The 21,190-nt window shown below is 69.2% G+C and carries 16 protein-coding genes; 10 read left to right on the top strand and 6 right to left on the bottom strand.

The genetic code is table 11. The features are described from left to right. Positions 1–16: 16 nt before the first annotated feature. From tssE to LRG10_RS09430, 5 genes are read left to right on the top strand one after another with little or no spacing between them, the layout of a single operon-like run. Entirely contained in the window at positions 17–451 is a 435-nt protein-coding gene (gene tssE, locus LRG10_RS09450) for a type VI secretion system baseplate subunit TssE (protein WP_201167772.1), read from the top strand. Beyond that, complete coding sequence (locus LRG10_RS09445) at positions 429–2,126, top strand: type VI secretion system baseplate subunit TssF (protein WP_238635319.1); 1,698 nt, start codon at positions 429–431, stop codon at positions 2,124–2,126. The genes tssE and LRG10_RS09445 overlap by 23 nt, the downstream gene beginning before the upstream one ends. After that, entirely contained in the window at positions 2,111–3,073 is a 963-nt protein-coding gene (locus LRG10_RS09440) for a type VI secretion system baseplate subunit TssG (RefSeq protein ID WP_238635314.1), read from the top strand. The genes LRG10_RS09445 and LRG10_RS09440 overlap by 16 nt, the downstream gene beginning before the upstream one ends. Then, on the top strand, positions 3,070–5,133 hold the full coding sequence (locus LRG10_RS09435) for a contractile injection system protein, VgrG/Pvc8 family (RefSeq protein WP_238635308.1): 2,064 nt from the start codon (positions 3,070–3,072) through the stop codon (positions 5,131–5,133). The genes LRG10_RS09440 and LRG10_RS09435 overlap by 4 nt, the downstream gene beginning before the upstream one ends. After that, positions 5,133–7,097, top strand: coding sequence for a contractile injection system protein, VgrG/Pvc8 family (locus tag LRG10_RS09430; RefSeq protein WP_238635306.1), 1,965 nt, complete (start codon positions 5,133–5,135; stop codon positions 7,095–7,097). Before LRG10_RS09435 ends, LRG10_RS09430 begins: the two co-directional genes overlap by 1 nt. On the opposite strand, the gene typA is transcribed toward LRG10_RS09430, so the two are convergent. Both typA and LRG10_RS09420 read right to left on the bottom strand, forming a co-directional pair. Continuing rightward, positions 7,094–8,911 carry a translational GTPase TypA gene (gene typA / locus LRG10_RS09425; RefSeq protein ID WP_201167746.1) on the bottom strand — a complete coding sequence of 606 codons (1,818 nt, stop codon included), beginning with the start codon at positions 8,909–8,911 and terminating at the stop codon, positions 7,094–7,096. The two genes, LRG10_RS09430 and typA, sit on opposite strands and share 4 nt — an antisense overlap. Before the next feature lie 5 nt (positions 8,912–8,916). Beyond that, a complete protein-coding gene (locus LRG10_RS09420) occupies positions 8,917–9,357 on the bottom strand; it encodes a VOC family protein (RefSeq protein WP_201167744.1) in 441 nt (146 codons plus the stop codon). A 119-nt stretch (positions 9,358–9,476) separates the two neighbouring features. Between LRG10_RS09420 and LRG10_RS09415 the strand changes: the two genes are divergently transcribed. From LRG10_RS09415 to LRG10_RS09395, 5 genes are all read left to right on the top strand, one after another. After that, entirely contained in the window at positions 9,477–11,297 is a 1,821-nt protein-coding gene (locus LRG10_RS09415) for an ABC transporter ATP-binding protein/permease (RefSeq protein WP_370645259.1), read from the top strand. Beyond that, a complete protein-coding gene (locus LRG10_RS09410) occupies positions 11,294–12,142 on the top strand; it encodes a PHP domain-containing protein (protein ID WP_238635299.1) in 849 nt (282 codons plus the stop codon). Before LRG10_RS09415 ends, LRG10_RS09410 begins: the two co-directional genes overlap by 4 nt. 140 nt (positions 12,143–12,282) lie before the next feature. Continuing rightward, entirely contained in the window at positions 12,283–13,917 is a 1,635-nt protein-coding gene (locus LRG10_RS09405) for a tetrathionate reductase family octaheme c-type cytochrome (RefSeq protein WP_238635297.1), read from the top strand. Beyond that, on the top strand, positions 13,914–14,510 hold the full coding sequence (locus LRG10_RS09400) for a cytochrome b/b6 domain-containing protein (RefSeq protein ID WP_201241579.1): 597 nt from the start codon (positions 13,914–13,916) through the stop codon (positions 14,508–14,510). The genes LRG10_RS09405 and LRG10_RS09400 overlap by 4 nt, the downstream gene beginning before the upstream one ends. A gap of 80 nt (positions 14,511–14,590) precedes the next feature. Next, entirely contained in the window at positions 14,591–18,160 is a 3,570-nt protein-coding gene (locus LRG10_RS09395; RefSeq protein WP_238635296.1) for a S41 family peptidase, read from the top strand. Between the two features lie 21 nt (positions 18,161–18,181). On the opposite strand, the gene LRG10_RS09390 is transcribed toward LRG10_RS09395, so the two are convergent. From LRG10_RS09390 to LRG10_RS09375, 4 genes are read right to left on the bottom strand one after another with little or no spacing between them, the layout of a single operon-like run. Beyond that, entirely contained in the window at positions 18,182–18,439 is a 258-nt protein-coding gene (locus LRG10_RS09390) for a hypothetical protein (RefSeq protein WP_201167736.1), read from the bottom strand. Then, the gene (locus LRG10_RS09385) at positions 18,439–20,178 is read right to left on the bottom strand and encodes an Hsp70 family protein (RefSeq protein WP_201167735.1); all 1,740 of its coding nucleotides are present in this window, start codon (positions 20,176–20,178) and stop codon (positions 18,439–18,441) included. Before LRG10_RS09385 ends, LRG10_RS09390 begins: the two co-directional genes overlap by 1 nt. Then, entirely contained in the window at positions 20,178–20,831 is a 654-nt protein-coding gene (locus LRG10_RS09380) for a nucleotide exchange factor GrpE (RefSeq protein WP_238635295.1), read from the bottom strand. The genes LRG10_RS09385 and LRG10_RS09380 overlap by 1 nt, the downstream gene beginning before the upstream one ends. Then, the gene (locus LRG10_RS09375; RefSeq protein WP_201167733.1) at positions 20,831–21,172 is read right to left on the bottom strand and encodes a molecular chaperone DnaJ; all 342 of its coding nucleotides are present in this window, start codon (positions 21,170–21,172) and stop codon (positions 20,831–20,833) included. The genes LRG10_RS09380 and LRG10_RS09375 overlap by 1 nt, the downstream gene beginning before the upstream one ends. Positions 21,173–21,190 lie beyond the last annotated feature (18 nt).

Here is a 21,190-nt window from a genome sequence, read left to right as displayed (position 1 = left end):
GCTCGGGAGGTAGAACGTGACCGAAGGGTTGCTCGATGTGCTTGAGGGTGTCGGCGGGCGCACGGCCCGCCCTGCCCGGGCGGGCCGGCACAACCGCCGCTCGAGTGTTGCCCGGCACATACTCCGGCTGCTTGGGGCGCGCCGCGGTCGCCCGGCGCACCTGGCCGGATACGGTCTGCCGGATCTGTCGTCGCATTACCACGATCTGGACGGTGCCGCTGCGTGCCTGGCCGAGGCTGCCCGCGAGCTGGTTCCACGCTATGAGCCGCGTGTGGCGAGGGTGGCGGTCCGGGCGTGGCCTGCACCGGTGGATGCGGGCTACGTGCTGGGGTTGCGGTTGTATGCGCAGCTTCACTGCGGGGATGGGGTGACGCTGGAGTTGGCGGTGGACGGGAACGCCGCCGTGCATCTGCTGAACGGAGATGAAGATGGATCTGAGGCGTGCGTTTGAGCAGGAGATGCGCCGGCTGAGTGAGGCCGGCGCGGCCTTCGCCCGGGCCTTCCCGACGGAGGCGCGCATGCTCGGTTTGGAAGATCCCAACGATCGTGATCCGTATGTGGAGCGACTCCTCGAGGGAATCGCCTTTCTGACGGCCGGTGTCCACGCCGAGCTCGCCGCCGGGGTCGAGGATCTCCATCAGCAGCTGCTGCACCTGGCTGCCCCGGAACTGGCCGAGCCCTGGCCCAGCGCCACGGTGCTGGCGTTCTCGGCGGATGATGCGGTGGTCGAGCCCGTAGCGTTGCCGAGAAACACTGAGGTTTGGTCGGCCACCGAGTGTGCCGAAGGGGTGGCGATTCCCTTCGTGACGCTTGCGGCCGGAACCGTCGAACCCATCGAGGTCGAGCGCGCCGAGTGGTTGCCGGGTGACGAGGGCGGCAGCGAGGTGCGCTTGGTGCTTCGATTCTCGAAAGCCGACGCTGGAGCGCCCGAGCCGCCGGCGAACCTGCCTCTGTTCATCGACGCCGAGGCGGGTCTCTGGGAGCGCCTGCGTGCGGCCCTGCTGCACGGCACCCGCCGGGTGCGGATTAGCCGTGGTGACGGGGAGCCGGGGCGGATCATCGGCGGTGGAGAACTGCTGACCCCGTGGCCGGTGGCGGGTGTCCAGGCGGGGGCGGGCGAGCCGATCGTCGCCGCTCTGGACCACTTTCGGTGTTTCTTTCTGGCCCGGCCGCTGCTCGCTTTCATCCAACTGAGGGGGTTGGACGGGGTGGAACTGCCGGCAGGGAGTCAGCGCCTGGAGGTGCGTTGCGAAATGAACTGGCCTGCGCCGGCTGCCGCGGCGGGGGTGCAGCAGCTGCTGCGTGCCAATTGCCTGCCGGCCGTCAACAGTGGGTCCGCCGAAGCCGAAGCGCAGTGGATCGAGGGTGGCCCGGGGCCTTATAGCGTGTGCAGTGACGCCGATGGCCCTGGCTGCCGCATCGTCCACCAGGTGCTCGACTTGCGTTTGCGGGAGGCGAGCAGTGGACGAGTTCATGTGTATCAACCGCCCTGGCAATCCGGGCTGGACCCGGAGCCGACTGGGATGTTCCGGGTCCAGCGTCGCCAGCAGGGGGGCGGCGAGGATGTGGCCGTGCGCCTGGACGCCCCGGCGGGTCCGGGTACGCTCGGGGCCCGGGTGCGGTATTCGCACGGCGATCTGCCGCGGCGCTGCCTCGGCCGGGGCGACGTCAAGCAGCCGGGGACGGGGGTGCCTGACGGGGTGGCGGTGACCAACCTGCGGCGGCCGAGTCGCTTCCAGTGGGCCGCTCTGGAGGTCGGCCGGTTCCAGGCGTTGTCCCGTCTGATTCGGGGCGATGCGGAACGATGGGCGACCCGGGAGGGCATTTTGGAACTGGTCGCTGCTCTGGCGGATGCGCCGAACAGCGCGGCGGCCGAGGCCTGTCGGGCCGCGTTGCGCGATGTGACCTGCCGCCCGACGGTTCGGGTTCGGCAGGGCGTGGTAGAGACGGGGCTGCATGTGGTCCTGGAGCTCGACCCGCGACCGTGGCGGGACCCGGGTGAGGCGTATCTCTTCGCGGAGGGGGTTTATCGGGTGCTGGCCGCCTGGGCGCCTCTGGATCGGTTCGTGGTCTTGGGGTTGCGCCTGGAGACCGGCGATGAGGTCGCGCAGTGGCCACGGAGCTGAAACCGGCGGAGTCCGCCGTGGCGCGGGTCGTGACCCGGGGCGCGAGGCTGGGGCTGCGGGAGGCAGTCTGGCAGCTCGAGCAGGCCGGCCTGTCGGCGCTGGGTGCTGGCGAGTCCGGTCCGGGGTATCGCATCGAGCCGGCGGCCGAATGGACCTTCCCGGCAGCTGAGATCCGGCGCTGTCGGCGGGTCGGTGACCGGCGGGTCGTGATCGAGGCCAACGTGCTGGCCCTGCTCGGGGCGGAAGCGCCGCTACCTGGCTACTGGCTGGAGTTGGCGGCGCGCGAGGATCCCGTCGGTGAGCGGATCCGTTCCCTGCTGCGCACGCTGAATGCCTCGGTCTATGCGGGGTTGCTGGCGGGGTGGCGGGCGCTGGACGGGCCAGCGTCGTCCGCTCCTTGGGCACAATCCCTGGCGGCTCTCGGAACCGTGCCGGAGCGGGGGCTGGGCGGCCTCGATCTGCACCTGGCCCGACGTCCGAGCCGTGCCGGCCTGCGTTGCCTGTTGCAGCGGGTGATTGGGGAGCAGCGAGTGGCAGTGGCGGACCGGCAGCCGGTCGCGCAGCGGCTTGACGAGCGGCCGCTGGGCGGCGGACAGGCGCCGCGGCTGGGCGATGGTTGGGGGCTGGGCGGCGTTGCGATGGTCGCCGGCGGGCTCGTGGGTGTGCGGGTGGGGCCGGTGCCCCCGGCCACTGCGTCGGCGCGGGTTGAACAGGCCCGCGCCAGGCATCTCGGGGCGTGGTTGCGCCGCTACCTCGGGCCGGTGGCGCAGGTCCGCGCGCGCATCATCGCCGCCCCGGGCCGGTTGCCTGCGTGGTACCTCGGCGCGTCCGCGCCCCTCGGCGCGGCCACCTGGGTCGGCGAGTGGGCGGCTCGGGAGACGTCCTTGCCGTTCCCGGTATCGGTGTCGGCGGCTCCCGAGGCGAGAGCGAGAGGAGAGCGGAGATGATCAGTCATTCCATGGAAGGCAAAGGCGCTGGACACGCCCTGTTCGGGATCCGACTCCCCGGAGTGGACCCGGCAGCGCTGCAGGTCGAACGGGTTGTCGGCCAACAGGCCCTGGAGGGCCTTGATCGCCTCGAGGTACGGGTGCGCGGTCCGATCGGGGATGAGGCCCACGGGTGGCCCGGGCAACTCGTGGCGGTCACCCTGGGGCAAGGGGATACCGCGCAAACCGTACATGGGTTTGTCAGCGAGGTGGTCCTGACCGGTGATGGCCCAGGACCGAGGGTGGCCAATCTGACCGTGCGCTCGCCGCTTTATCCGCTGACCGGCTCGTTCCGTCGTGCGGTCTATCGGAATTGCTCGGGGGTGGAGATCGCCCGCGATCTCCTGGACGGTGCCCTGCCCGGTGGCGTGTCCGTCGCGGTGGGCGTGGAGCGCTCGCTGCCGCAACGGCCTCTGGTGGTTCAGGGCGCTGCGGATAACCTGGCTTTCCTCGGCCGGGTGCTGGCCCGGGATGGCTGTTTCGCGGTGGTCCGGGATGCCGGAGGACGGGCTGAGGTGCGCCTCGTCGACCACCTGGCGCGGGCCGGTCTGGAGGATGTGGGGTTGGCGTGGTGTGCCAGCGGCGGACCGATGCCGCCCACGCGGGCGGTCATCTGGGATGTTGCTCATTGTTGCAGCCTGCAGCCAGGGCAGGTGCGGGTGGGCGGTTTCGATCCGGCGTTGCCCGATGGCAGCCGTGATGCCACGGCGGGCGGCGAACGGCATCGGGCGGCCGATCCGCTGCTTGGGCTCTACGGAGTTACCGCTGGCGGCGAGGCGGCCCATGCGGAGTGGGCAGAAGGGGTGCGCCAGGCGGCGGAGGTGCGGCGGCACCGGGTCGTGGCGGGTGTGGGGACCCCGGTGCTGCCCGGGATGCGGGTGGTGATTCGCGGGCACCCGGAAGCCGCCCTGGACGGCGTTTACTGGGTGTACAACGTCGAGCACGAGGGCGATCAGAGTGCCGCCATCCACGGTGGGGGCGGCGTGGACCGGGTGGATTACCGCGGGCGGGTGGAGCTCCTGCCCCTCGATGCGGGCTATCGACCAGCGCCGGTCTCCCCGCCCGCCGTCCCCGGCGTAACCGTGGCACGCGTGGCTGGCGGTGACCCGGGGCGCGCGGAACTCGACGAGGCGGGGGCGTACCGGATTCGCCTGGCCGATGAGCCCGAGTCAGACGGTACCCCGCAGGCCGCCCCGCCCGGACCGCCGGTCTGGGCGGTTCAGCCGAGCGCCGGTGCCGACCATGGCCTCCACCTGCCGCTGCTACCCGGTACCCGCGTGGCGGTCGCGGGGTTGCATGGCGATCTTGAGCAGCCGGTCATCCTGGGGGCCCTCAGCGGTCAGGACCAGCCGGGCCCAGTGAGCAGCGACAACTCCCACCAGCACCTAATCGAGACCCCGGCCGGGCAGCGATTGCTTCTTGATGACCGGCCCGGGGCCGAGCGCGCGGAACTGGCGGTGGGCGAGGCGGCCCGGTTGACCCTGCAGGGGCGCGAGGATGCGCCGGGCGCCGCGCTCGAAGCCCCCGACGGTTGCCTGGAGTTTGCCAGTGGTGGCGAGCAGCGTCTGCGCAGCGGCGGCGATCAGCGGCTCGATGTGGCCGGGACCTATCAGGTGAAGGTCGAGGAGAGTTGTCACCTCGAGACGGAGAACGGGACATTGCGCTGGTTCGCCGGGGAGACCCTGCGCCTGGAGACTGGCCAGGGGGATCTGCTCCAGGAGGCCGCGGAAGGGGAGGTGGGCCTGGAAGCGGCGCAGGCGGTATCGCTGGATGCCGGCTCGGGGTTGCGGCTGGTCACCCGGCAGGGAGACGGCGACTGGCGCTGTGAAGGGGGAGCCCTGCACCTGGAGGCGGCCGGCGATGTCACCCTGGTGAGCACCGGCGGCGGGCGTCTGCAGGTCGGCGACGGGTTCGGTTTGCGCGTCGAGGACAGCGGTGAGGTCCGCCTGGAAGGGCAGCGGATTGAGCTCAGCGCCGACGAGGTGGTGATCGCCGCCGCCTGCATCGAGGAGGGGCGCTGATGGGGGCCGTGCCGCAGCCTCGTCCGTGGGCCGAGCTGGAGCTGGAAGGGAAATGCCACCCGCTGCGGGAGCTGTGGGGTGAGGAGATGCTCTCGCAGCCCTTTCGTTTCCGGGTCGCGGGGTACACGGCAGCGGGGGATCGGGGAGGGGGCGCTGGGGCCCCGGGGTGCACGGTTCGGCTGCGTTGGGGGGATGGTCTCGGTGGTTGGCGCTGCCTGGCCGGGCAGCTGACGGCTTGGCGGCGTGGGTCCGGCGCCGGAGGGGAGCGCGATCGCTTCGAAGCCGTCATTGAGCCGCGCCTGGCGCGGTTGGGCCTTGGTGGGGCCCACCGGTTCTTTCCCCGGATCAACCTGGAGGAGCTGACCCGTTGCTGGCTCGCGGGCGTCGGCTATGCGTGGGCCGATCCAGTCTGGCGGGTGAGTGAGGCGCCGGCGTGGCGACGGCAGGTGCTGCAGGCCGGGGCAAGCGACCTGCTCCTGTTGCAGCGACTCTGGGCACAGGCCGGCGTGACCTTGGCTTGGCAGGACGGGGTCCATGAGCGCCCGCTGTTGACCGACACGGCCGCAGGGTTTCCGCAGGCGGATGGGGCGCTGCGCTTGCCAGGGGGCGGGGCCGGCCCGGGCCTGACGGAGCCGGGTTGGTGTGTGCGGTTGCAGGAGACCGGCTCGCCGCGGCCGGTGCCGCCCGGGCTCGACGATGCGGTGGCGGTGCATCTGGCCCGTATGCGGCGCCAGGCGCAGGCAGCCCGGCGACGGTGGCTGGCGCTAGCGACTCGGCAGGTCGGGCCGCGTGCCGGGTTGCGGACGCCAGTGCTGGTGGTCGGGGAGGGTGGCGACCGCGAAATCGCGGACTGGGGTCGCTGGTACCTGATTACCCGGGTCCGTCACAGCCTCTGGTGCGAGGACGATACGGTTGCGGATGCAGCGCTCTTCGGGTACCGGGCCGAGCTTGAGGCGGTGCCGGAGGTTGTCGGTGCCACGGCGCTGCCGTACCGACCGCCGGAGCCGGCCCAGTTCCCCCTGCGTCAGCCGGTACCGGCACGGATTTGCACCGATGGTGGTCGGTTGGTGGCCGGGGATGAGCGGCGCAGCGGGTTGGATCTGCCCGAGTCCGTGGTGCGCCTGCTGCCTTTGCCGCGCGGCGGGGGCCGCAGTGGTTGGCACGCACCGCTGGTCGACGGGGAGCGGGTGCTGGTGACCTGCCTGGATGGCGATCCGGACGCGCCGGTGATCCTCGGCAGCCTGCCGGTCTCCGGTCAGCGGCATCCCGCCATGGAAAGCGGTGGCCGTGTGGCGGCCTACGCTACGCGCGCCGGCCGCGGGGTGTTCTTCCCCGGGGCCGGAGACCGTGGGGACAGGCACTCCGCCGGTGCGGTGCTCGATGCCGGGGATGGCGGGGCGAGGGCGCTTGCGGTCAGGGGTGGTGCGGACCACGGGCACCGTGTGGCGCTGGATGCCGGGGCGGGGCCGCTCGAGCTCCTTGCCGGTCCAGGAGGCCTCCGCGAGCGTGCCGGTGCCCGGCGCCGTGAACGGGTTGGTGGGAGTCGGCGGGTTTCGGCGAAGTCCGGGGTCGCCGGTCGGAGCGAACGGGCAACCGCCGTGCAGGCCACCGGGCCGGTACGCCTTGGCGGTGCCGGCGGGGTGGCGGCCCGCTCCGGTCGGGATTTGCACCTGCGGGCTGGCGACACGCTTCGGGTTCTGGCCGGCGACGGAACCCGGCTGCGGACCCGGCGCGGCGATGGCGACTGGCAGGTGGAGCGTGGCGATCTACGCCTGGTGGCGGGCGGGGACGTGTCCCTGCGAAGTCGGAACGGGACGGTGACCCTGCGTAACGCATCCGGGTCGGCAGGCATCGCCGTGGATGCAGATGGCGTGATCCGGATCTGGGGGTGGCGGGTGGTGCTCGACGCCGAGGACGCGCTGCGCCTCGACGCCGAGGTCCACTACCGGGGCGGCAGCAGTTAGCTGGCCCGCTTGTGACGCTTGCGCTCGCTCTCGGTGAGCAGGCGCTTGCGCATACGGATGGATTCCGGGGTGATCTCGACGAGTTCGTCGTCGTTGATCAGCTCCAGCGCGTACTCCAGGGTCAGCTGCATGGGCGGAGTGAGGATGACGTTCTCGTCGCTGCCGGCTGCCCGGACGTTGGTCAGCTCCTTGGCTTTGAGCGGGTTGACCGTCATGTCGGCATCGCGACTGTTCAGGCCGATGAGCATCCCCTCGTAGACCGGGTCGTTGGGCGAGACCATCAGGCGTCCGCGCTCCTGCAGGTTGAACAGCGCGTAGGCGACCGCCTTGCCGTCGTTGCCGGAGATCATCGCCCCCTCGCGGCGTTGGCCGACTTCCTTGTCGCTCCGGGGACCGTAGTGATCGAAGACGTGGGTGAGGATGCCGGTCCCGGAGGTCAGGCTCATGAAGTCCGTCTGGAAACCGATCAGGCCCCGCGCCGGGATGGTGTACTCGAGGCGGACGCGTCCGTTGCTGTCGACCTGCATATCCTGCAGGCGGCCGCCGCGCTCGTTGAGGGCATCGATGACCGCGCCCTGGTGGTCGCTTTCGATGTCGGCGACCAGGTGCTCGTAGGGCTCTTCGGTGCGGCCGTCCTCGCCGGTGCGGGTGATGACCGCTGGACGGGAGACGGCGATCTCATAGCCCTCGCGGCGCATGTTCTCGAGGACCACCGACAGGTGGAGGAGCCCGCGGCCGGAGACGTGGAAGCGGTCCGGGTCGTCGGTGGCCTCGACGCGCAGGGCGACGTTGGACTTGAGCTCACGGTCGAGGCGCTCGCGGATCTGGCGGCTGGTCACATATCGTCCCTCGCGGCCGGCGAACGGCGATTTGTTGACCTCGAAGCCCATGCTCACCGTCGGTTCATCCACGGTAAGCGCCGGCAACGCCTCCACCTGCTGCGGGTCGCAGAGCGTGTCGGAGATGTCCAGCGGGTCGATGCCGGTGATCGCCACCAGGTTGCCCGCGTCGGCGGATTCGATCTCCACCCGCTCCAGGCCGAGGAAGCCGAGCAGGGTCTGGATCCGTCCGCTGCGCTGGTTCCCCTCGCGGTCGACCACGGTGACCGTAGTACCCGGTGTGACGTGGCCCCGTTTGATCCGACCGATGCCGATCTGCCCCAAGTACTTGGAGTAGTCCAGGGTCGTGATCTGCATCTGGAAGGGGCCGTCGCTGTCGACCTGCGGGGGACGCACCTGGTCGACAATAGTCTGGAACAACGGCGTCATATCACCGCTATCGATACTCGGCTCCTCGCCGGCGTATCCGCCCAGAGCCGAGGCGTAGATGACCGGGAAATCCAGCTGTTCTTCGGTGGCGCCCAGGTCCGCGAACAGGTCGAAGGTCTGGTCGATGACCCAGTTGGGTCGTGCGCCGGGCCGGTCGATCTTGTTGACCACGACGATCGGCTGGAGCCCGAGGGCGAAGGCCTTCTCGGTAACGAAGCGCGTCTGCGGCATCGGCCCGTCCTGGGCGTCGACGAGCAGCAGCACGGAGTCGGCCATGGAGAGCACGCGCTCGACCTCGCCGCCGAAGTCGGCGTGGCCTGGGGTGTCGACGATGTTGATCCGGTACCCCTGCCAGTCGATGGCGGTGTTCTTGGACAGGATGGTGATGCCCCGCTCGCGCTCGAGGTCGTCGCTATCCATGACCCGCTCGGCGTCGCCGCCGCGGGCGTCGAGGGTGCCCGACTGCTGGAGCAGTTGATCGACCAGGGTCGTCTTGCCGTGGTCAACGTGGGCGATGATGGCGATGTTGCGGAGGTTTTCGACCATTCGGTTTACCAGGTTCCAGTGTTTTGCATCGAGGCCCAGGGTTCCTGCTCGGGCAGGGGGTCACCGGCCTGTAGCAGCTCGATGGAGATCCCGTCCGGGGAACGGATGAAGGCCATGTGGCCGTCCCGGGGCGGGCGGTTGATGGTGATGCCGGCGTCCAGTAGACGCTGGCAGGTGGCGTAGATGTCCTCGACCCGGTAGGCCAGATGCCCGAAGTTGCGACCGCCGGTGTAGGTCTCCGGGTCCCAGTTCCAGGTCAGTTCCAGCATGGGGGCCTTCTCGGCCCTGGCGCGCTCGACGTCGTCCGGGGCCGCCAGAAAGACCAGCGTGAAGCGGCCGCGCTCGCTCTCGCGGCGGCTGATCTCGATCAGGCCGAGCTTGTTGCAGTAGAAATCGAGGGAGGCCTCGAGGTCGCTAACCCGGACCATCGTGTGCAGGTACTGCATGGTACCGCGCCTCTCAAGCGCTTGCCGCTAACTGGTAACCGCGCAGTCTAACAGCTTCCCGAGGGCCCCCGATATGACCGCCGCCGCCGACTGGCGCCGGGCCCGGCCAAGCCAGTACCATGAGCGCGTCAAGTCGTCCGGGGCCTCTTTTGCGCAAGTTTCGGAACAACAGCTACAGCGGAGGACGTCCCAACTGGCGGATCATCGCCAGTGTCCTGCCCTACCTGAACGAGTTCCGGAACCGGGCGCTGCTCGCCCTCGCCCTGCTGGTGCTGGCCAAGGTGGCGAACGTGCTGGTTCCGGTGGCGCTGAAGTTCCTCGTCGACCATTTGGACGAGGTTCGGGGCACCGCCGAGGCGGCGCTGTTCGTACCCCTGGCTCTCGTGCTCGGATACGGCCTGCTGCGCTTCGCGTCGACGCTGTTTCAGGAGCTACGGGATGCCGTCTTCGCCCGGGTGGCCGAGCGGACCATGCGGAGAGCGGCGCTGCGCGTGTTCGAGCACCTGCATCGGCTCGACCTGGGGTTCCACCTGGCTCGACGGACCGGTGCCCTGGCCCGTGACATTGAGCGCGGCACCAGCGGCATGTCGTTCCTGCTGCGCACCCTGGTGTTCAACATCGGGCCCACCCTCCTCGAGGTAGCGCTGGTGGCGCTGATCCTGGCCATCGCCTTCGACTGGAGCTTCGTGCTCACGGTGATGCTGGCCGTGGCCCTCTACATCGCCTTCTCGCTGGCCGTGACCGAGTGGCGCACGCGTTTCGTGCGCGAGGCCAATGAGATGGACAACCAGTCGAACACCCGGGCCGTGGACAGCCTGCTCAATTACGAGACGGTCAAGTACTTCAACGCCGAACGTTACGAGGCGGAGCGCTACGATCGCGATCTGGCCGCCTGGGAGCAGGCACGCATCAAGCACCGGCTCTCGCTGGCCGCCCTTAACTCCGGTCAGGCCTTCATCGTGGCCGCGGCGATCACGGTGATGATGGGGATGGCCACCCTCCAGGTCCTGGAAGGGCGCATGAGCCTGGGCGATCTGACCATGATCAACGCCTACCTGCTGCAGCTCTTCATCCCCCTCAACAACCTGGGGTTCGTCTATCGGGAGATGCGCGAGTCGTTGATCAATATCGAGCGCATGTTCGGCCTCATGGACCAGCACCCGCAGGTGCCCGACCGGAGCGATGCAGTGCCCCTGGCCCCGGATGGCGGACGCATCCGCTTCGAAGGTGTACGTTTCGGCTATCAGCCGGACCGGCCCATCCTGCGCGGCGTCGATTTTACGGTGGAGCCGGGCCAGAAGGTGGCCCTGGTGGGACCCAGCGGGGCCGGCAAGTCGACCATCGCCCGGCTGCTGTTCCGCTTCTATGACGTCGATGACGGGCGGATCACGATCAATGGCCAGGATCTGCGCGACGTGACCCAGCACAGCCTGCGTGCCGCGATCGGGGTGGTGCCGCAGGATACCGTGTTGTTCAATGACACCATCCGCTACAACATTGCATATGGGCGCCCGGACGCCAGCGAGGCCGAGATCCACGAGGCTGTGCGCCGGGCGCATCTCGACGGGTTCATCAGCGAGTTGCCCGAGGGGCTGGATACCCTCGTCGGTGAGCGGGGCCTGAAGGTCTCGGGTGGCGAGAAGCAGCGCATCGCCATTGCCCGGGTGCTGCTCAAGGACCCGCCACTGCTGATCCTCGACGAGGCGACCTCGTCGCTGGATTCCGCCTCGGAGCGTGCCATCCTGACGACGCTGCAAGAGGTGGCCGCGCAGCGCACCACGCTGGCAATTGCCCATCGCCTGTCCACCATTCAGGACGCTGACCAGATCCTGCTGATCGATGGCGGCACGATCATCGAGGCGGGGACCCACCGTGAACTGCTCGACCGTGACGGCGCTTACGCCCGTCTGTGGCGCTATCAGGAGGGCGTGGCTCGATGAGCGCTTCGCACGATCTGCACTGCCATTCCACCGCCTCGGACGGGCACCTGACGCCGGCGGCGGTGGTCCATCGCGCGGCGGACCAGGGCGTGACCACCCTGGCGCTGACCGACCATGACACGGTGGCGGGCCTCGGCGACGCGCAGGCGGCGGCCTCGACTGCAGGGATCCGACTGATCGCCGGGCTGGAGCTGTCGGTGCTCTGGCAGGGCCGGACGTTCCATGTCGTGGGCCTCGGGGTCGATCCGGGCGAGCCCGGGCTGCAGGATGGTCTGGCGCGGATGCAGCGGGCCCGGCAGGAGCGCGGCGAGGCCATCGGCGAGCGCCTGGAACGTGCCGGACTCAGTGGCGCGCGGGAGGGCGCACGGGAGGCGGCCGGCACCGCGGAGATCACCCGGGCGCACTATGCGCGGTGGTTGGTCGAGAGCGGTAATGTGCGTGGCTACGAGGAGGCATTCAAGCGCTACCTGCGTCGTGGCCGGGTGGGCTATGTGCACGGCGATTGGGTGGCCATGGAGGAGGGGATCGAGTGGATTCGCCGGGCCGGGGGCATCGCGGTCCTCGCCCATCCGCTCGGCTACGATCTGACGGGGGCGTGGATCCGGCGGACGCTGGATGCTTTTACCGCGGCGGGGGGCGAAGCGATGGAGGTCGCCTGCGGAACCTCGCCCGAGCCGCGCCAGGTGCAGCAGCTCGGCGGATGGTGTCGGCGGTATGCGTTACTGGCCTCCAGCGGCTCGGATTTCCACGGTCCCGGTCATCCGAGCCGGGAGATCGGCGGTGCGCCGGCCCTGCCGGCCGATTTGCCCTCGGTGCTGGAGGCACTCCCCGAGCGGGGAGGGTGAACGACACCCTTGGCCCGGTCGGCTCCGAGGGTGGCAGGGCGGGCACCTCGCGCCATGGCTCGTCTTGCGGTATGGTCTATCCTTAAGCGGAAGGATAGGTGATCACAGTGATAGCTCGGTGTTGGCTGGCAGGTCTGTTGATGGTCCTGGCGGGCACGAGTTTCGCGGCGGGTGCCGAGGAGTTCGAGCCGCCGATCCCCGGTGAAGAGGCGCCGACGGAGCCGGGATCCACGGCCGACCATACGAAGTTCTCCCTGCTGGAGGGGCCGTTCGAGACCGGTCCCGAGGTGACCGAAGCGTGTCTGCAGTGCCACACCGAAGCGGCGAAGCAGGTCCACAGCAGTATCCACTGGACTTGGACCTACGAACAGCCTGAAACGGAGCAGACCCTCGGCAAGCGCTACGTGCTCAATAATCTGTGCATGGGGATCGCCGGCAGCTATGAGCGCTGCTCCTCGTGCCATGTCGGCTACGGCTGGGAGGACCGGCACTTCGACTTCACGGCCGAGGAGAAGGTCGACTGCCTGGTCTGCCATGACACCACCGGCGAGTATGTGAAATTCCCCACTGCGGCCGGCCATCCGCCCTACGAGGACACCGAATTCCGCGGCATCCTGTTCGAGGCGCCGGATCTCGCCCATGTGGCTCAGAACGTCGGAGACACCAGCCGTGCGACCTGCGGCAGCTGCCACTTTGAGGGTGGTGGTGGCAACGCCGTTAAGCACGGCGATCTCGACAGCTCACTACTTGACCCGCCGCGCTCGGTCGATGTGCATATGACGCCGGAGGGGGCGGACTTCAGCTGCTCGAACTGCCACGAGTTCACCGGCCACATCCAGAGCGGGAGTCGTTACCACCTGACGGTGCCCGACTACGACGACGCGCCGATTCCGGCTCGGCCACAGGACAAGCCCGCGTGCGTGGCCTGCCACGGCAGCGAGCCGCACGAGGGACGCATCCACGACAAGCTCAACGCCCACGGCGATTTCATCGCCTGTCAGACCTGTCACGTACCGGAGATCGCTCGCGGCGGTTATCCGACCAAGACCCTTTGGGACTGGTCGGAGGCCGGTCGGCTGGATGACGACGGCCAGCCTGTCGTCCAGAAGGACGACGAGGGGCGCGTGATCTACGACGGCATGAAGGGCGTGTTCGAGTGGAAGGAAGACTACCCGCCGGACTACCGCTGGTTCGACGGCAACATGGTCTACACCCTGCCGGACGATACCATCGACCCCGATGGCGAGGTCCCCGTCAACCGGCCTCAGGGGCGACCGGGCGAGGACGGCGCCAAGATCTGGCCGTTCAAGATCATGTACGGCAAGCAGCTCTACGATGCCGAGCATCATACGCTCCTGGTGCCGCAACTCTTCGGCAAGGAGGGCGATGATGACGCGTTCTGGCGCAGCTACGACTGGGACCGCGCCATCGAGGCCGGCATGGAGGAGGCGCGCGCCGTCGGTCAAACCGAGGTGGCCTACAGCGGTGCGTACGGCTTCGTCGAGACGCGGATGTACTGGCCGGTCAACCACATGGTCGCGCCGGCGGAGGCGAGTGTGGCCTGCGTCGATTGTCACAGCCGCGACGGCCGCATGGCCGGTTTGGAAGGGGTCTATGTCCCGGGCCAGGATCGCCACCCGCGGATTGAAGCGGTGGGCTGGGCGGCCGTCTGGCTGACCTTGTTCGCGGTGCTCGGCCACGGCGGCGTGCGCTACTATCTCTACCGTCGGGAGCGCCCCGACGGCCGATCGGGCGAGGAGGGGGAGGGCTCGTGACCCAGGTACGTATCTTCACCCGTTTCGAGATCTTCTGGCACTGGGCGCAGGCCGTTCTCATCTTCGGGCTGCTGCTCACGGGTCTGGAAATGCACGGCAGCTACTCGCTGCTCGGCTTCGGCGCCGCCTTCTCCACCCACATCGTGCTCGCCTGGGCACTGATCGGGCTGTGGGCCTTTGCCATCTTCTGGCACCTGACCACCGGGGAGTGGCGGCAGTACGTACCGACCGGCAGTGGTTTGGGCCGCACTGCGGGCTACTACGCTTACGGCATGTTCTCGGGTGAGGCGAAGCCCTTTGCCAAGTCGCCGTCGGCCAAGCACAACCCGCTGCAGCGGCTTGCCTATTTCGGGTTCAAGGCGGCGATCGCCCCGGCGCTGTGGATCTCCGGACTGCTGCTGCTTTTTTACAACTTCTGGAACGACACCCCCCTCGGGGCGCTCCTGCCCCTCGGGGCCGTTGCCGGCGTCCATCTCGCCGCGGCTTTTGCCATGATCGTCTTCCTGATCGGGCACATCTACATGGCTGCGACCACGGGCAACCCCTGGTACGAGTATCTGCGCGCCATGGCCACCGGCTATCACAGGGAGTAGCCGTTGCCAGCCGCCCGGGCGCCCCCGCGGGTGGCTTGGGCGGTGTGGTGGGGCGACGCCGCGGATGGTAGCGTCAGGGCATGCGAAGCGTGATCCCACCCCTGGTTGTCGGGCTCGCAGCGATTCTCGGGCTGGCCCTGTCGTTGGCGGCCGGGGCCGGCGAGTCCGAGACCGACGTCGAGTTGCCACGGTTCCCATCGATCAGCCCCGACGGCGAGCAACTGGTGTTCAGTTGGGGCGGCGACCTGTGGCGGGTCAGCGCCACCGGCGGGACCGCGACCCGGCTGACCGGCCATCGTCTCGACGATCTCCATTCCAGTTGGTCCGCCGACGGGCAGAAACTGGTCTTCGCCTCCTTGCGTGACGGTTATCTCAATCTCTGGCGCATGCGACCAGACGGAACCGGGCTGCAGCAGGTTACCCACGGCGATCGCTTCCTGCGCAGCCCCGGGTTTGGTGTGGACCGCGACGGCGAACCGCTGATTACCTTCTCGGGGCAGCTGGAGGCCGACGTTTACCGCGACCAGCGCCCCTATGGCGTGGTGCCAGATGGCGGTGAGCCGCAGCGGCTGCACGACGCCTTCGGATCCGAACCGAGCGTCTCCCCGGATGGCCGCCACGTCGCGTTTACCCGGGGAGGGGCCTATCACGGCTGGAGTCGGCGGCACTACCGCGGTCCGGACGCCCGGGATCTATGGCTGTACGATCGTGACGAGGATGCCTTCGCTGCCCTGACCCGGCGCAGCGAGGGGGATGACGGGCGCGCAAAGTGGCTGGACGATCAGACGCTGGTCTTCCTCTCGGATCGGGAAGACGACACGGTGAATCTCTTCCGCATCGGCCTGGAGGGTGAGTCCGGCGGTGTCGAACGCCTGACCGACTTCGATCAGCGTGACGTGCAGGCGTTCGACGTGGCCCCGGAGGCGGGCCGGGCGGTGCTCCAGGTCTGGGACCGGCTCTACCTTCTCGATCTCGAGGCGGCGGATCCCGCTCCGGAGCCGGTCGCCCTGCGCGCTGGAGATCCGGGACATGACCGCTACGAGCTGCGTTCGGTGGGGCGCCAGGTCAGTGAGGCGGCGCTGAGCCCCGACGGCCAGGTAATGGCGTACATTGCCTACGGCCGGGTCTACATACGGCACATGGACGAGCATAGCCCCACGCGGCCCGTCACCCCGGACACCCACGCCCGTCACCAAGACCTGCGTTGGTCGCCGGACGGGTTGCGGCTTTACTTCACCCGGGATAGCGGGGACTCCGAGTCGATCTACACCGCTGGGGTGGCCCTGACCCGCGGCGAGGTCCGTCGGGGCTGGGTGAGCCCGGCAGAGGCTGATGTATCCGCTGGCGTGGAGCGGTCCCCCGAGGCCGGGGAGCGGCCCCCGGTGCAGGAGGGCAACGGCAACGGTGCGGCGTCTGATCCGGACGACCCGTTCGCGCCCACCGATCCGGTGGACCCGCCGCCGGAACCGGGCGATCCGCGCCTCGACCCCGGACCCACGGACCCGGTTTCGCCGCCGGAGCCCGACCCGGAGCCGGCCCCGGAGTCCGAGCCGTTATCCGCCTTGGAGGCCGATCCGGTGCCTCCGGCTGCTGATCCGGAGCGCTGGCACGACGCGCTGCAGTTCACCGTGCGACCGCTGGTTGAGACCGAGGCGAACGAGCGCGATGCGCGGCCATCCCCGGACGGGACACGGATCGCGTTTCGCCGGGGCCGTGGAGATCTCGTTGTCCAGGGCATCGACGGGAACGAAGCGCACACGCTGGTCGAAGGTTGGGATGCCACCATTGACTGGCGCTGGTCGCCGGACGGCCGGTACATCGCCTACGCGCAGAACGATCTGGACTTCAGCGCCAACATCTTCATCGTCCCTGCCGACGGCTCGGCGGACCCAATCAATATCACGCGCCACCCCCGCAACGACCTCAACCCGCGCTGGTCCGCCGACGGGCGCGTGCTGACGTTCGTATCAAACCGCAGCGGCGATAGCTACGACCTCTACCGGGTCTACCTGGATCCGGATCTGGCGCGTTACAGCCGCCTGGAGCTCGATCGCTACTATCGCCGCGGGCGCGAGGCGCAGCAGAAGCGTGAGCCGCTGCCGGTCCTGGCCGCCGGCAGCGTGGATGTTACGCGGGACGACACGGGTGCCGAGGATCCGCCGGAGTTTGATCTGCAGGGGGCGTGGCGGCGGGTCGAGCGGGTGAGCCGCGCGGCGGGCAACGAATACGCGAACCGGATGACCCCCGCCGGCGACCGCTACGTCTTCAACAGTGCCGGCGAGGGGCTGATGGTCATGAATTGGGACGGCAGCGAGCGCCGGCGCCTGGGGCCCGTGGCCAATATCCAGCACCTGAGCCTGCGCGGCGACCGGGTGGTGTACGTCGCCGGGGGGCGCGCCGGCGTGGTGCAGCTCTCCGGCGGTGAGCACCAGCGCCCCGACATCAGTGACCGGATCCGCATCGACCGCCAGGCCCAGGCCGTCCAGAAATTTCGCGAGGCGGCGCGCGTCATCGAGGAGGGTTTCTACCAGCCGGACCTCAAGGGGCTGGACTGGGGGGCGCTGGTGGCCGACTACGAGGCGCTGATCCGCCGGGCGCGGACGGCCAGCGAATTCAGTGACATCGCCAACCGCCTGATGGGGGAACTGGCTGCCTCGCATACCGGCGTGAGCAATCCGGGGCCCGGATCGGCGCTGCGCGAGCCCTCCGGACGGTTGGGCATCCGCCACGAGCGCGTGGCCCTGGCCGATGGCCGTGCGGGGTACCGGGTGCGTTCGGTGATTCCCGACGCGCCCGCCGCCCACGGACCCATGCCCCTGCAGCGCGGCGATACCATCGTGGCTATTGACGGGCGGGACCTGGATCCGGACGAGACCCTTCTCCAGCGCCTGCGCGGCCGGGTCGGTGACGAGCTGCTCATCGCTTTCCGCCGCCCGGAGGCCGACGGTGACGGCAGTCGGCTGCTGCACACGTTGGTGACCCCGGTCGACTATCCGGCGCTAGCGGAGCTGCGCTACGACGCCTTTCGGGAGGAGCGCCGCCGGCTCGTCGAGGATCGTTCCGAGGGCCGGCTCGGGTACATTCACATCCAGGCCATGAACCAGGCCTCCCTGGAGGCCTTTCAGGGGAGCCTGTACCCGGCGGCCGACGGAAAAGAGGGGCTCGTAATCGATGTGCGCAACAACGGTGGTGGGCACACCACGGACCGGATCCTGACCTCGATCATGGCGGCGGAGCACGCCTACACCGTGCCCGCAGGAGCCGATCCGGGGCGCACCGGACACTACCCGCAGGACCGCCTGGACGCCCCCCGCTACACGCTGCCGATCAACATGGTTGCCAATCAGAAGAGCTATTCCAACGCCGAGATCCTGGCGCACGCCTTCAACACCCTGGAGCGGGGGACCCTGGTCGGTGAGCAGACCTACGGCGGCGTGATCTCTACGGGGCGGCACACCCTGATCGATGGCGCTACGGTGCGGCGCCCCTTCCGCGGCTGGTACCTGCCGGACGGCACCGATATGGAGCACCACGGCGCCGAGCCGGAGATCCGGGTCCGTCAGCGCCCGGAGGATGAGGTGGCGGGGCGTGATCGCCAGCTCAAGGCGGCTGTGGACGACATGCTCGAGCGGCTCGGCGACCGCGAGTGAGTCCGGCGTACGCCCGTGGACTCAGTCGGAACCGGTAGCGCGGGAGCGTAGGAAACCGATCAGCTGCACGGCCAGGGGATCGGGCTGCAGAGTGCGGGCGCGCTGCAGCGCCTGCTCCGCCGCGCTCGGCTCGCCGGCGGCCAGCCGCCGGACCGCCTCCTGCAGCCACTGCTCGGCGGCCTGCTCGGTGCGGCGCAGCAGGGCCAGCTCCATGCCGCAGCGCCGGCAGTGCTCCGTGTGCTCCTCGGTCCGGGCGCGGCAGTTGGGGCAGCGGTTCATTAGGACTCCAGGTAGAACACCAGGTCGGAGAGGGCCTCGCGGGCCTGCTCGATGGCGGCCGCGTCCTCCTGCTCGAGCGCGTCGCGCAGCTGCTCGATGGCGTCGACAAGGTCCTCGCGATCCTCGGGGTTGGCCTGATCCAAGAGTCGTTCCGCCCGCTCGATCAACTCCGCGGTCCGGTTCCCGGGCGAATCCGCCACGGCCTGCCGGCCGGGTGACTCGGCGTCGCTGTCGATCAGGTCCTGGACCCGCTCGCGGGCCGCACCCATCTCCTCGCGCTCAAAGCGGGCCGTGGCGCTGTCGATGGTGATCTCCTTGCGCTTGCCGGTGAGTTTCTCGACCGAGGAGACGTGGAGGATGCCATTTACGTCCAGGGAGAAGGTGGTGATGATCACGTTACCGGCGGGCACATCGCTGAGTCCCTCGATGCGGAACGAGCCGATCTGGGTGTTGTTGAGCGCATCCGGGTCCTCGCCCTGGAAGACCCGGACGTCGATGGCCTCCTGCCCGTCGTACGAGGTGAAGAAGGCCTCGCTGCGGGTGACCGGGATGGGTGTGTTCTTGCGGATCACCGGGATGAAGCAGTAGGGATAGCGCTCGCCGTTGAGTTCGGCGATGGCGCTGGTGCCGAACGTGTACGGCGTGACGTCGACGAGCATGCTCGCCACCTGCTCCCCGGCGATCACCGCGCCTTGGATCGCCGCGCCCATCGCCACGCACAGATCCGGGTCGATCTCTCCGCGCGGCTGAACGCCGAGCAACTCCTCCAGGCGCTGCTGGATCCGCGGGGTGCGGGTGGTGCCGCCGACAAGCACGATCTCATCGAGGTCGTTCACCGCCAGTTCGGCGTCCTCGAGGGCGATGCGCACTGCCTCCAGGGTCTCGTCGAGCAGCGGTTCGATCATCTCTTCGTAATCGGCCCGGGTTAGGTCCACCGACAGGTTGATCGGGCCCTGCCGGCCCTCCAGCAGGTAGGCCTCCTCGATGCGGGCGATCGGCGTACCGGAGAGGTCCATCTTGGCGGCTTCGGCGGCGTGGCGGAGCCGAGCCATGGCGCGCGGATCGTCGGCCGGGTCGACCCCGTGGTCGTCCTTCACGTAGGCACGCAGCTGATCGACGATCAGGGCGTCGAAATCGTCGCCGCCGAGGTGGTTGTTGCCGTGGCTGGCGAGGACCTCCACCACGTCCTGCTCCATGCGCACGACGGAAACGTCGAAGGTGCCGCCGCCCAGGTCGTAGACAAGGATGTGGCGCCGTTCGGGCTGATCCCCTTCGTAGGCGAGCGCTGCGGCGGTAGGCTCGTTGATGATGCGCACCACGTCCAGTCCGGCCAGCGTGCCAGCGTCGCGGGTGGCCTGGCGCTGGGCGTCGGAGAAGTAAGCCGGCACCGTGATGACGGCCTTGCGGACCGGTTCGCCCAGTTGCACCTCGGCCGCCTGTTTGAGCCGGGCCAGGATCACCGCGGAGATCTCCTGGGGCGTGTAGCTGCGATCCCCCAGCGGGATCTTGATGTCTTCGCCCATGCGCCGCTTGATCGAGCGCACGGTCCGCTCCGGGTGCAGGGCCAGCTGGTTGCGGGCCGCCTGGCCGACAAGCAGGGCGCCGTGCTCGTCGAGCCCGACGGCGGAGGGCATCAGGTAGGCATCCTCGACCTCGATGAGCTGCACGCGGCCATTGCGGGCCACGGCAACCTCGGAATTCGTCGTGCCTAGGTCGATGCCGATGATGATGTCATTCACTACGTGCTGTCCCTCTTGTTGACGATAACCTCGGCGGTCCGCAGGACCCGGTCGCCGCGCAGGAAGCCTTGGCGGACCTCGCGCAGGACCACGCCGTGATCGGTTTCCGGCTCGGTGGCGGTGTCGACCGCGTGCATGGTTTGCGGGTCGAAGGGCTTTCGCACGGTCTCCTGGACCTGTACGCCGCGGCGCGCCAGGATCTCATCCAGGTGGCGCAGGTTCATCTCCATGCCCTGGGCCATGCGGCCCAGGTAGCGCCGCGCCCCACCGAGCCGGGCCAGCCAGCCGGGCCGGTGGCTCGTGACTTGGCGGTGCCCGGCGGCGAGACGGTCGCGCAGGTCGATCAGTTCCTGGAGGAGGGCGTGTTCGGCGTCGTCGTGGGCCAGATCGGCGCGGCGGCGCTCCCGCTCCAGGTGTTCCTGCAGCTGCCGGTTCTGCTGACGCAGTGTCTCACAGTCCTCGCTGAGCTGATCCAGTGCGGTTTTGTACTGGCGTGACTCCAGGCGAACGTCGTTCTTGAGCGCTGCCATCTCGGTGAGCAGGGTATGGAGGTCCGGCGCCGGGGCCGCCTGCTCCGGCTGCGGTGCTTCCGCACTGCGCTCGAGATAGTCGCGGAAGCGATCGACCAGGGCTTCGCGCTCACTGCTGTCCATCACCGCTTGCCCCTTGGCCCCAGTACCGCACGGAAGGTCTCCTCATCGGGGCGTCCCGGCGCCTCGGTGGGCGCGGCCCGATCGAGGAGATCGATTGCCGTAGCCGGCCGGGTATCGAACAGCTCCTGGGCCAGGCGCAGCCGCTCGGTCCGGATGGCCTGGTACGCCTGGCGCAGGGCCTCGAAGCGTCGGGCGTCGCGCTCCGGCGGACAGGCTCGGACCGCGGCCAGATACGCCGCGTGGATGGCCGCGTCATCGGCGTCGCGCTCGACGCCCAGACAGAGGTATGGGTCCGCGTGTTCGAGATCGGGCCTTGGCATCGGGTTCAGGGTCTTATCCATAGACGGTGCTCGGGTCAA

Source organism: Halorhodospira sp. 9628, assembly GCF_022228075.1.
GTDB classification, from domain to species: Bacteria; Pseudomonadota; Gammaproteobacteria; order Nitrococcales; family Halorhodospiraceae; genus Halorhodospira; species Halorhodospira halophila_A.
The sequence above is the reverse complement of the archived record's forward strand: the minus strand, read 5'-3'. Positions and strand labels throughout refer to the sequence as shown.